The sequence below is a fragment of the Catenovulum sediminis genome, from assembly GCF_007289895.1.
GTDB lineage: Bacteria > Pseudomonadota > Gammaproteobacteria > Enterobacterales > Alteromonadaceae > Catenovulum > Catenovulum sediminis.
Map to the genome: position 1 here is coordinate 3,438,686 of NZ_CP041660.1, position 13,051 is coordinate 3,451,736.

The following is a 13,051-nucleotide window of genomic DNA, read 5'->3' on the forward strand; positions in this document are numbered from 1 at the left end:
TTCGAATGACAATAAAAAAATCAATTATAGCGTCTGCTGTCGCTTTGGTATTTTCAGGTAAAGCTTTTGCTATCCAAGAATTTATCATCGAAGACATTCAGGTAAATGGTTTACAACGTGTAGCATTAGGTGCTTCGTTGACTTATATACCGGTACAAATCGGCGATAAACTAAATGACTTTAGGTTAACTCAAACAATTAAGTCTCTTTATGCATCGGGCCACTTTGATAATATTGAAGCGTATCGTGAAGGAGGTGCTTTAATAATCAAAGTATCTGAGCGTCCGACCATCGCAGAAATAGAATTTGATGGTAACAAAGATGTTAAAGAAGAGCAGTTGCAAGAAAACTTGCAAGATCAAAACATTCGTATTGGCGAACCTTTAGATAAAACCACCTTGACTCTACTGGAAAAGGGCTTGGAGGATTTTTATCAAAGTATCGGTAAATATAATGCGTCAGTGAGTGCAAAGATAAGCCATCTGCCACGTAACCGAGTCAAGTTAACGTTTGAGTTTAGTGAAGGCAAAGCCGCTAAAGTTAAACAAATTAATATTGTTGGTAATGAATTATATTCTGATGAAAAGCTACTGAGTTTATTTGAATCAAAATACGATTTGCCGTGGTGGCAATTTCTGGCCAATGATAGGTATCAAAAGCAAACCTTCTCAGGCGATATTGAAAAGCTAGAATCTTTCTACAAAGATCAGGGCTATGTGCGCTTTGCTGTGGATACCACTCAAGTATCTTTAACGCCCGATAAAGAACAAGTTTACGTTACTCTAAACGTAAAAGAGGGTGAAAAGTATAAAATTAAAGAAGTTAACTTTATTGGTGATATGGTCGGCTTAGATAGAGCAATTCAAGCCATGGTGCCTATTCGTGAAGGTAGTTATTACAATGCAGCGGCAATCACTTATAGTGAAGAAACGATTACCAATTACCTAGGTGCTTTTGGTTATGCTTACCCTGAAGTAAAAACCATTCCAGATATTGATGATGAAAACAAAGAAGTTTCATTAACTATGTCTGTAACGCCGGGTAATCGTATTAACGTAAGAAGAATTGATTTTGTTGGTAATTCAATTACTGACGACGAGGTTTTGAGGCGTGAGTTGCGCCAGTTTGAAGGTAGTTGGTTATCCAACCGCTCTTTAGAAGCCTCGAAAGCGCGGATTGCACGTTTGCCGTATGTGGAACAGATTGAATTTGAAACCATTAAAATACCGGGTGAAAGTGATTTGGTCGATGTGGTTTTCACGGTTAAAGAGCGTCCGTCCGGATCATTCACCGCAGGTGTCGGTTACGGCGATTTAACCGGTTTAAGTTTACAATTGGGTGTCCAACAAGAAAACTTCCTTGGCACAGGTAACAGTGTTGGTGTCAACGTAAATACTTATAGTTATTCCAAACAAATTAGTTTCAGTTACACCGACCCTTACTTTACGGTAGATGGGGTCAGTTTAGGGGGCTCGTTAAGTTACAGTGAACTGAATTATGGTAACAGTTTTTCTAACTCAGAAGACTATGAGTTAGAGCGCATATCGTCACGTTTAACTTTAGGTTATCCGCTTAATGAAATCAGTCGGATCAGTTATGGAATAGGATATTTGCACAATGAAATGTCGAATATTTCACAGCCATCCGAGCAGATGCGTAATTTCTACTCAATTTATACCGACTCTGATAATAAACAAAATCAGTTGGTGTTCGATAATTACGAATTTAATATCAACTGGTTACAATCTACCTTAAACAGAGGTTTGTTCCCTTCAGCGGGTTCTAGTCAATCAGTTGGTTTTAAAGTTGCGATCCCAGGTTCTGATTCACAGTTCTTTAAATTTACAGCCGAAGATCGTCATTATTTCCCACTTTCACGTGACCAGCGTTGGGTTTTCATGACCAAAGCATCTTTTGGTTATGCAAATGGCTATGGTTCAACAGGTATTCATGATCATGTATTGCCAATTTGGGAGATGTTCCGAGCAGGTGGTTCATCGACAATGCGTGGTTTTGAAAATAACGTAGTGGGCCCAAAACTGTTTTATCGTACAACACAAGAGAAAGCTGGCGTACCCGATATAACAGGCGAAACAGGCAGTATATTATTGGGTCCAGAAAATGACATTATTCAAAAATATACACGAAACGGCAGTGCTGCTATATCAAACGGTGGTAATGCTCAGGCTTTAGCGACTTTAGAATTAATTTTCCCAATCCCATTTACCGAAGAGCAATCAAACTCAGTTCGTCCAAGTTTATTTATGGACATTGGTAATGTATGGGATACCGAATTTGATTTAGATCGTTATAGCAACTTATCCAGAACTGAATTAGAAAAATTAGATGACTATTCTGATGCAACACGTTATCGTGCATCAGCAGGTATGTCTATTCAATGGATATCGCCTATGGGGCCTATCGTATTCAGCTTCGCTAAACCACTTAAGAAGTTTGACGACGACGATACCAAATTTTTCAGTTTTAACATTGGCCAGACATTCTAACTTTGAGGAGTACTAAGATGACAAAATATAATAAGGCCGCAGCACTACTACTAACTCTAGCTTCAGGTATGTTTTGCATGCAGGCAAATGCGGCACAAAAAATCGGTGTAATTGATGTACAAGCGGTTTTTCAGCAATTGCCACAAGCTGCTGCAATTGAATCAAGCATTAATGCTGAGTTTAAAGACCGAATTGAAGAAATTCAGCGCTTGCAAACAGATATCAAATATTACATGGATAAAAAGCAACGCGAAGCGGCAACATTAAGCGAAGCGCAAAAACAAGAATTAGACGACAAAATCCGCACCTTAGGTGCAGAATATCAAGAAAAAGCAAAACCACTTGATAATGATTTACGTCGTCGTAAAGCTGAAGAGCAAAATCGTTTATTAAGTATGATTAAGCAGTCAGTGGACAAAATTGGTGCAAGTGAAAAATATGACCTGATTTTACAAAATACGGCTGTTGTATATTTAGGTAACGAAAGTGACAACCTGTCACAGAAAGTTGTTGAAGCTGTGAGCAAAATGAAATAATGACGGCGTTCACTATCGCTGAACTGGCTGAACAAGTTTCAGCCGAGTTGATCGGCAATAAAAATGAAGTTATCAGCTCAACTGCGAGTATTGATGATGCACAGCCTAATCAAGTCACGTTTTTTAACGACAAAAATTATGCTGCAGGACTGGCCAAGTGCCAAGCAGGTCTGGTGATTTTAAAAGCTGAAGATCAAGCCTTGTTTGCTGGTAACAAGCTGATTTCTGACAACCCATATTTAACCTATGCTAAGGTTGCGCAGATATTAGATTCAACACCCGCGGTTGCGAGTACGACCCATCCCAGTGCACAGATAGATGCTAGCGCAGTGGTTTCACCTGATGCTTATATTGGAGCGCATGCAGTAATTAGCGCCAATGCTGTTATTGAGAAAGGTTGTCAAATCGGACCCGGTGTCTTTATTGGTCAAAATTCCGTGCTGGGTGCTGGCAGTAAAATATATCCAAACGCAGTGATTTATCACAATGTTAAAATCGGCGAAAATTGTATTATTCATGCCAACGCCGTGATTGGTTCAGATGGTTTCGGCTTTGCAAATGACCAAGGCAATTGGATAAAGATACCACAGGTTGGTGGTGTTACGATTGGTAATCACGTTGAAATTGGCGCAAATACCAGTATTGATCGTGGTGCATTGCACGATACCATTATTCATAATGGCGTCAAACTAGATAACCAAATACACATTGCACACAATGTTGAAATAGGTGAAAACTCAGCATTAGCCGCACGAACTGCAATTGCTGGAAGCACTAAAATTGGCAAGCGCTGTACCTTTGCCGGTTGTGTTGCAGTTAACGGGCATATAGAGATTGGGGATGACGTACACTTTACCGGTACCAGTATGGTCACTCAATCTTTTAAAGACGCCGGTGTTTATTCGTCGGGCATGCCAGCTGTAAACAATAAAGAGTGGCGCAAAAATACAGCTCGATTGAGAAAAATTGAGTCTTTGTATGACAAAGTGAAAATGTTAGAAGGCCAACTTAAATCTTTAAAATAAGATGGCTTTTAAACATGCATATATACACAATGCCATATATAATGCCGACACTAGAACAATGATTAAACAGGAAGACTCGTTTTGACAACCGAATTAAACGCGATAGATATTCAGGAAATCTTTACTTTATTGCCACATAGATATCCATTTTTATTAATTGATAGAGTTATTGATTATAAACCTTTAGATTATTTACACGGTTATAAAAATGTAACAGTAAATGAGCCTATTTTTACTGGACATTTCCCTGATAAACCTATTTTCCCGGGTGTTTTGATTGTAGAAGCATTAGCTCAAGCAACGGGTGTTTTAGGCTTTAAATCTATGCAAGCAGATACGGATAAGGATCCTTCACAGGAAGAATTATACTTATTGGCCGGTATTGATAATGTTCGGTTTAAGCAGCCTGTCACGCCAGGCGACCAGTTACATTTGCATGCGAAGTTTGTAAAAGAACGAAAAGGCATTTGGAAATTCGATTGTCATGCTGAGGTCGCCGGCAAGATTGTGTGTGCCGCAGATATTATGTGTGCTAGGAGAGTAATGTAACGTGATTCATCAAACGGCAATTATAGATCCATCAGCCAAAATTGCGTCAGGTGTTGAGATAGGGCCTTGGTGTTGGATAGGTGCGGATGTAGAAATTGGCGAAGGATGTGTTATTGGTTCACATGTTGTTGTGAAAGGGCCGACTAAAATTGGTGCGAATAATAAAATATTTCAATTTGCATCAATTGGTGAAGAGTGCCAAGACAAAAAATACAAAGGTGAGCCAACTCGACTGGAAATTGGTGACAACAACGTAATAAGAGAGTCAGTTACAATACATCGCGGTACAGTCCAAGATAATAGCCTGACTAGAATTGGCAGTGGTAACTTGCTGATGGCTTATGTTCATGTAGCACATGATTGTATTGTTGGAAACAATAATATTTTAGCCAATAACGCGACACTTGCAGGCCATGTTCAAGTAGGTGATTTCTCTATATTAGGTGGTTTTACTGGCGTTCATCAATTTTGTAAAATTGGCAGCTTCTCTTTTTGTGGTGTTGGTTCAGTCGTCGTTAAAGATGTTATACCGTATTTAATGGCTGCTGGGCAAAATGCAGTTCCACATGGTATGAATACCGAAGGTTTAAAACGCAAAGGCTATACTGCTGATAGTATCTCAGCACTCAAGAAAGCTTATAAAATCATTTACCGCAATGGTTTAACGCTGGCGGATGCAAAAATTCAACTGGCTGAACTCGCAAAACAAGAAAAAGCCGTTCAGCTGATCGTTGACTTCTTAAATAATTCAGACAGAGGCATTATTCGTTAGGTTATGCGACCCAATACCTTACGAGTTGCTTTAGTCGCTGGAGAACGCTCCGGCGACATTCTCGCTGCAAACTTCATGCAATCCTTCACTGAAAAAATGTCTCAACAGGGCATTGATGTAGAATATGAAGGTGTAGCAGGTCCGATGATGGAAGCCCTTGGCTTTAACAAATTCTATGACATGGAAGAATTAGCTGTGATGGGGCTTGTTGAAGTGCTGGGTAGATTACCCCGTTTGTTAAAAATTCGTCGAGACCTCATTAAATACTGGAAACAAAACCCACCAGATATCATGATGGGTATTGATGCACCAGACTTTAATTTAACACTAGAGGCCAAACTAAAAGCACATGGCATAAAGACTGTTCATTATGTCAGTCCTTCAATTTGGGCATGGCGACAAAAACGTGTTTTTAAAGTTAAGAAAGCCGTTGATCTGGTATTAGCATTATTGCCCTTTGAAAAAGCGTTTTATGATAAATACCAGGTGCCCTGTAAATTTGTCGGCCATACACTGGCTGATCAAATCCCGATGTACAGTGATAAACATGAAGCAAAACAGAGATTAGGATTAGACGACGGTCGCTTTATCGCGATACTTCCGGGTAGTCGTGCGAGTGAAGTGGGGTTATTAGCGGAAAAATTTGCCCAAGCTAGCGCTATTTTGCATGCTAAATACGATGATTTGAAATTTGTTGCAGCGGCGGTTAACGAACAACGAAAACAAGATATTTACAATGCTTTTGCACAGCATGCTAAAAATGTCGAGATAACCATAGTCAATGGCCAATCTAGAGATGTAATGGCTGCTAGTGAGGCAATTATGATCGCATCCGGTACAGCCACGCTGGAAGCCGCGCTGATTAAACGCCCTATGGTTGTTTGTTATCGTTTTAAAGCGCTTTCGTATCAAATATTTAAACGCTTAGTCAAAGTGAAATTCTTTTCCCTGCCGAATCTAATATGTGGTAAAGCGGTCGTACCTGAATTGTTACAAGATGAAGTAACAGCAGATAAAATTGCGACTTTAATTGAAAGTGCATTGAATGCTCCAGACAATCAACAAGTTAATGATTTTAATAAAATACATAAACTACTTAAACTCAATGCAGGTGAACTGGCCGCAGATGCGGTTAGTGAGATATTAAATGACCAAGCTATTTGACGAAAATATATTAAAACAATATCAACTTATTGCAGGTGTTGATGAAGTTGGCCGAGGCCCGTTAGTCGGCAGTGTAGTTGCAGCTGCGGTGATCTTAGATCCAGAAAAACCCATTTTAGGCTTACGTGACTCTAAAAAACTATCTGAGAAAAAACGCGCAGCTTTTGAAATTGAAATAAAAGAAAATGCGATAGCCTGGTGTATCGGTAAAGCAACCCCCTTAGAAATTGATCAGATTAATATTCTGCAAGCTAGCTTTTTAGCAATGCAAAGAGCAGTTGAAGGCTTAAAAACTGCACCCGAATTCGTTTTGGTGGATGGTAATAAATTACCAAAAATAAATTATCCCGCACTTGCCGTCGTAAAAGGTGATGATTTGGTGCCAGCTATAAGCGCCGCTTCTATTTTGGCCAAAGAAGAGCGAGATCGTGAAATGAAAAAGTTGGCATTAGAGTATCCATTGTATCAATTTGACAAGCACAAGGGCTATCCGACCAAACAGCATCTGGAAAATATTCAGAAGTTGGGTATATTGCCCCAATATCGCAAAAGTTTTAAACCTGTGCAAAAAATTTTGGAGTTAGATAAAGCATGACAGATCCAAAGTTTGTTCACTTAAGAGTGCATTCTGATTTCTCTATGGTCGATGGATTGGCGAAAACTAAGCCAATCGTCTCCAAAATTGCTGAAATGGGGATGCCTGCCGTTGCAATTACCGATCAGAATAACTTTTGTGGTTTAGTGCGTTTTTACACGGCAGCAAACGGCAGTGGTATTAAACCGATAATAGGTGCCGATTTGTGGGTGAAGGGTGAAGAATTTGGTGATGAGTTGTTCAGGCTGGTTATACTGGCTTCAAATAATGACGGTTATAAAAATTTAACAGAATTAATTTCAAGAGCCTATCTTCGCGGTGCAATCCAAGATAAAGCTGTAATCGATAAAGCGTGGCTGGCAGAGCTTAAAGAAGGGCTTATTTTGTTGTCTGGCGCTCGCGAGGGAGATTTAGGTTTAGCGCTGATTAAAGGTAATTATAAGCTGGCGCAACAAATTACAGATTTTTACAAGCTTCATTTTGCAGATAACTATTATGTTGAGCTAATAAGAACAGGTCGTAAAGACGAAGAGACTTATCTCCACCATGCTGTAAAATGGGCCGATGAACAAGCATTACCCGTTGTCGCAACAAATGAAGTTGTTTTTCTTAAAAAAGAAGATTTTGATGCACATGAAATTCGTGTCGCCATTCATGATGGATATACGTTAGACGACAAAAAACGCCCTAAACGCTATTCAGAACAGCAATATCTTCGTAGCGAAGCAGAAATGTGTGAGCTGTTTGAAGATGTTCCTGAAGCTCTACAAAACTCAGTTGAAATTGCAAAACGCTGTAATGTTACGGTTTTATTGGGTAAGTATTTCCTACCCAAATGTCCAACAGGTGGAATGAGTGAAGAAGACTTTTTAGTTAAAGTTTCTGAAGACGGGTTAGAAGAACGGTTACAGTTTTTATTTCCAGATGAGCAGGATAGAGCAGAAAAGCGCAAGGAATACGATGAACGTTTGAGAATAGAACTTGAATGTATCAATCAAATGGGCTTTCCCGGCTACTTCCTGATAGTTATGGAATTCATCCAGTGGAGTAAAGATAACAATATTCCAGTGGGCCCAGGACGAGGTTCAGGTGCCGGTTCACTGGTTGCCTATGCGTTAAAAATTACAGATCTCGACCCGCTCGAATTTGACTTACTTTTCGAACGATTCCTAAACCCTGAACGCGTATCGATGCCTGACTTTGACGTCGATTTCTGCATGGATAGGCGTGATGAGGTTATCGATCACGTTGCTGAATTATACGGCCGTGAGGCAGTCTCACAGATTATTACATTCGGAACTATGGCTGCTAAAGCGGTTGTACGCGATGTGGGGCGAGTATTGGGTCACCCGTTTGGGTTTGTCGATCGCATTTCAAAGTTGATTCCTGGTGATCCAGGAATGACGCTCGCCAAAGCTTTTGAAGTTGAGCCTAGATTAGGTGAATTATACGATGTCGATGAAGAAGTTAGAGCACTTATTGATATGGCGCGTATTCTTGAAGGGACAACAAGAAATGCTGGTAAACACGCGGGGGGCGTTGTAATTTCGCCCACTAAAATTACTGATTTTGCACCTTTGTACTGTGACTCCGAAGGGAAGCAGCCAGTCACCCAGTTTGACAAAAATGATGTAGAAACCGCTGGGTTAGTAAAGTTTGATTTCTTGGGTTTACGAACGCTTACTATTATGCAGTGGGCAATCGATATGGCAAATGAAAAACTTGCCAAAGCCAATAAACCAGTAATCGATATAACTGCAATACCACTCGATGATAAACCCAGTTTTGTCACACTGAAGAACTACGAAACAACAGCTGTCTTTCAGCTCGAATCACGCGGGATGAAAGATCTGATAAAGCGTCTGCAGCCCGACTGTTTCGAAGATATGATAGCGTTAGTCGCACTTTTCCGACCCGGCCCTTTACAATCAGGTATGGTAGACAACTTTATTGATCGTAAACGGGGTCGTGAAGAAATCTCATACCCAGATGCACAATATCAACACGAATGTCTGCAGCCAATATTAGAACCGACATACGGTATTATCTTGTACCAAGAGCAGGTGATGCAGATAGCTCAGGTTATGGCTGGGTACTCACTCGGCGGTGCAGATTTGTTGCGTCGAGCAATGGGTAAGAAAAAACCTGAAGAGATGGCGAAGCAGCGTAGCACTTTCCAAGACGGCGCTAAAGATAATGGTATAGATCCTGATCTGGCGATGAAAATTTTCGACTTAGTAGAAAAATTTGCCGGATATGGTTTTAATAAGTCGCATTCAGCAGCTTATGCCCTTGTTTCTTATCAAACTTTATGGATGAAAACACATTATCCATCAGAGTTTATGGCGGCTGTAATGTCTGCCGATATGGACAATACCGATAAGGTTGTCACTTTAGTGGATGAGTGCGAGCGTATGAAGCTCAAGCTAATTCCACCTGATGTGAATCAAGGGCAATACAAATTTAGTGTCAACGAGGAAGGTGCAATTGTTTACGGCATCGGGGCGATAAAAGGCGTTGGCGAAGGGCCGATAGAAGCTATAATTGAAGCGCGGCAAAAAGACGGCCCGTTTAAAGACTTATTTGATTTTTGCGCACGTGTTGATTTAAAACGCATTAACAAGCGTGTGTTAGAAAAACTTGTGCAAGCAGGCGCTATGGATAGTTTAGGGCCTCATCGCGCCTCTATTATGGCAACCTTACCTGATGCAATACGCGCCGCAGAACAACATGCTAAAGACGAATTAGCGGGACAAACCGATTTGTTTGGTTTATTAACCACAGAGCCGGAAGAAGTAGAGCAAGCTTTCGTAAAAATAGCTAAATGGCCTGAAGAAATTTGGTTGGAAGGTGAACGTGAAACATTAGGCCTATATTTAACAGGTCATCCGATAAATAGATATCGTGAAGAACTAAAGCATTATGCTAGAAATCGCATTAATGAATTGGTGCCGACTAGAAGAGATGAAGAAGTTACAACATCAGGATTAATTATTGGTGTAAAATCTATGGTTAACAAGCGCAGCGGACGTCGTTGGGCCATTGTTACTTTGGATGATAAAAGTGGTCGTATTGATGTGCGCTTTTTTGCCGATATGTTTGAACAATTTGAAGAGCAACTGGTAAAAGATCAAATTATAGTTGTTTCCGGTCCCGTTGAGCCGGATGATTTTACCGGTGGTTTTTGCATGACAGCCAAAAATGTACAAAATTTAGTCTCTTTACGCGAAAAATATGTTAAATCATTGACGATTTCGCTGACTCAAGAAAGTTTAAACGAAAATACCGTACAACAGCTTAAAGACAAAATTGAAAAGTATAAAGAAGGGGTAACACCGCTTGTTTTTGATTACCAATGTGATAAAGCGCAAGCAGAAATTAAAGCTGGATTACAATGGTATGTGACACCGGACGATGGTTTGCTGTATGATTTGCGCCATATTGTTGGTGAAGAACAAATTGCATTAAGATTTTAATCATTTATATGGCCGGTTTTACCGGACGGATATTCATTTAAAAGGGCAGATATAGATCCATGAGTTTAAGTTTTCTGGAATTTGAACAGCCAATTGCCGAGCTGGAATCTAAAATAGAAGAGCTGAAAAGCGTAGCCAAGAACAGTGGCGAACTCAATATAGATATCGAAGAAGAAATTAATCGATTAAAGCAGAAGAGCAAAGACTTATCAGAAAAAATATTTTCTGATTTAGGTGCTTGGCAAATTGCACAATTGGCGCGTCATCCTCAGCGGCCATATACTCAAGATTACATAAATCGTGTATTCACTGAGTTTGATGAAATGGCAGGCGACCGATCGTTTGCCAACGACCCAGCAATTATTTGTGGTACTGCTCGATTTGAAGGTCAACCTGTGGTTGTCATTGGACACCAAAAGGGACGTGATACAGCAGAAAAAATTAAACGTAACTTCGGTATGCCAAGACCTGAAGGCTATCGCAAAGCGCTACGTCTAATGGAATTTGCAGAGCGCTTTAAAATGCCTGTGATTACATTTATCGATACACCGGGTGCATATCCTGGGGTGGGGGCAGAAGAGCGTGGTCAGAGTGAAGCGATTGCCAAAAACTTGAAAGTAATGGCCCGTTTAAAGGTACCTGTTATATGTACCGTGATCGGTGAAGGTGGTTCAGGTGGTGCATTAGCCATTGGTGTGGGTGACCGTGTTAATATGTTGCAATACAGCACATACTCAGTCATTTCTCCAGAAGGTTGTGCTTCGATTTTATGGAAATCAGCTGCTAAGGCCGAACAAGCTGCCGATGCGATGGGAATTACAGCACAACGCTTGTTAGAATTAAAACTTATAGACCATATTGTCGAAGAGCCATTAGGTGGTGCACATAGGGATTTCGATTTAATGGCGCATAATCTAAAAGCCACGCTTAAAAAGCAGCTTGGTGAATTAGACAATGCAGGACAAGAGCAGTTATTGGATAGCCGATATCAAAAATTAATGTCTTTTGGTTATTGTTAAGGGCTGAATTCTTGTTGTTAGACTCTGCTTGGTGTGAAAAGTTAACCGATTTATCTAATACAGATAAAACGCTAACCCTAGCATTAAGCGGAGGCTTAGATTCTTGTGTTTTACTTCATCAATTAGTTGAACTTCGACGAAAAATCTCATTTAAGCTGGCGGCCATCCACGTAAACCATAACCTAAGCGATAATGCTGCGCATTGGCAACAGTTTTGCGAAGAGATTTGTCATCAATATCAAGTTAGCTTTCAATCGATAAATGTCTCATTAAAGTTAAAGTCGCGCCAATCTCTTGAAGAGGTTGCAAGAGATGCCAGATATCAAGCTTTGATGGAACATAGTTCAAAACAGGCTATCTTAGCCACTGCACAACATCAAGATGATCAGGTAGAAACTTTTTTAATTCGTTTAAAAAGAGGAAGTGGCGTAAAAGGTCTAGCGGCGATGCAAGACGTTAGTCATCTCCCAAACGGTCAGATTTTATGGCGACCTTTATTAAAGTGTAGCCGCAACGAGATAGAACAATACGCTAAACAACATCAACTCACCTGGGTTGAAGATGAAAGTAATCAAGATGATCAGTTCGATCGTAATTTTTTACGCAATCAAGTGTTACCCTTATTAAATATACGCTGGCTAAAATTTAATGATTGTGTTGCACGAACCACTGCTTTATGCAATGAAAGTAACTTGCTGGCAGACGATATTGCACAGATTGATGCCAATCAGTGTATAACCGCACAAAAGCTGAAACTTGTAGAATTTTTGCAGCTTGCGCCACATCGTCAAAATAACCTACTCAGATATTGGTTGGCCGAGTTTAATATTAACTTACCCAGTCAAAAACTAACTGAAGAGATTATTCAAATGTGTAGCGCCAAAGCAGATGCGCAGCCCAAAGTCTGTTTGCATGGTGGTGAAATTAGGCGTTATCGAAGTGAGTTATATTTTCTTTCTGCTCGTTATTTACATTTTTTAGCGACATTTAATACGCATATAGTAAATGGGCTACCGAATTATATTCCCTTAGCGGATGGGAGAAAGCTCGAGTTTATCAATGTTGAAACACATGCGGATGTGCGCCATCCCGAAGAACATGAAGCCGTTTCTATTCGTTACCAAATCCCATCATCTTTTGAATGTCAGCCCGTATTTAGACGGCATAAACGCAGTTTAAAAAAACTGTGGCAAGAACAGAACATCCCGCCTTGGTTAAGGGACAAAATTCCATATCTTTTTTATGGTGATGAAATGATTGCGGCACTTGGTTATTGGGTCAATCAAAACGGCGCTGCATCAAAAGAGACAAAAGGATTGTTGTTGAAAACTTGTGCAAAACTTTAAAATTATTAAATAAATACTTTAATAACCTGGGCTCTGTAGGCTAACCTTATGATTAAACTTTG

The 13,051-nt window shown here is 40.1% G+C and carries 10 protein-coding genes; all 10 read left to right on the top strand.

The genetic code is table 11. The annotated features are described in order from the left end of the window. Positions 1–5: 5 nt before the first annotated feature. Positions 6–2,507, top strand: a complete 2,502-nt coding sequence (gene bamA / locus FNT16_RS14590) for an outer membrane protein assembly factor BamA (RefSeq protein WP_143872265.1) — start codon at positions 6–8, stop codon at positions 2,505–2,507. A 17-nt stretch (positions 2,508–2,524) separates the two neighbouring features. After that, positions 2,525–3,043, top strand: a complete 519-nt coding sequence (locus FNT16_RS14595; RefSeq protein WP_143872266.1) for an OmpH/Skp family outer membrane protein — start codon at positions 2,525–2,527, stop codon at positions 3,041–3,043. Then, positions 3,043–4,068, top strand: coding sequence for a UDP-3-O-(3-hydroxymyristoyl)glucosamine N-acyltransferase (lpxD, locus tag FNT16_RS14600; protein ID WP_143872267.1), 1,026 nt, complete (start codon positions 3,043–3,045; stop codon positions 4,066–4,068). The genes FNT16_RS14595 and lpxD overlap by 1 nt, the downstream gene beginning before the upstream one ends. An 81-nt stretch (positions 4,069–4,149) precedes the next feature. Then, positions 4,150–4,617, top strand: coding sequence for a 3-hydroxyacyl-ACP dehydratase FabZ (gene fabZ, locus FNT16_RS14605; protein ID WP_143872268.1), 468 nt, complete (start codon positions 4,150–4,152; stop codon positions 4,615–4,617). Between the two features lies 1 nt (position 4,618). Further along, positions 4,619–5,389 carry an acyl-ACP--UDP-N-acetylglucosamine O-acyltransferase gene (gene lpxA / locus FNT16_RS14610; RefSeq protein ID WP_143872269.1) on the top strand — a complete coding sequence of 257 codons (771 nt, stop codon included), beginning with the start codon at positions 4,619–4,621 and terminating at the stop codon, positions 5,387–5,389. Between the two features lie 3 nt (positions 5,390–5,392). After that, entirely contained in the window at positions 5,393–6,553 is a 1,161-nt protein-coding gene (gene lpxB / locus FNT16_RS14615) for a lipid-A-disaccharide synthase (RefSeq protein ID WP_143872270.1), read from the top strand. Continuing rightward, positions 6,537–7,148: a ribonuclease HII gene (gene rnhB, locus FNT16_RS14620; RefSeq protein WP_143872271.1), complete on the top strand. Its 612-nt coding sequence runs from the start codon at positions 6,537–6,539 to the stop codon at positions 7,146–7,148. Before lpxB ends, rnhB begins: the two co-directional genes overlap by 17 nt. After that, the gene (dnaE, locus tag FNT16_RS14625; RefSeq protein WP_143872272.1) at positions 7,145–10,624 is read left to right on the top strand and encodes a DNA polymerase III subunit alpha; all 3,480 of its coding nucleotides are present in this window, start codon (positions 7,145–7,147) and stop codon (positions 10,622–10,624) included. The genes rnhB and dnaE overlap by 4 nt, the downstream gene beginning before the upstream one ends. A gap of 59 nt (positions 10,625–10,683) precedes the next feature. Beyond that, entirely contained in the window at positions 10,684–11,643 is a 960-nt protein-coding gene (gene accA / locus FNT16_RS14630) for an acetyl-CoA carboxylase carboxyl transferase subunit alpha (RefSeq protein ID WP_143872273.1), read from the top strand. A gap of 11 nt (positions 11,644–11,654) precedes the next feature. Further along, complete coding sequence (tilS, locus tag FNT16_RS14635) at positions 11,655–12,989, top strand: tRNA lysidine(34) synthetase TilS (protein WP_143872274.1); 1,335 nt, start codon at positions 11,655–11,657, stop codon at positions 12,987–12,989. The last annotated feature ends 62 nt before the right edge of the window (positions 12,990–13,051 follow it).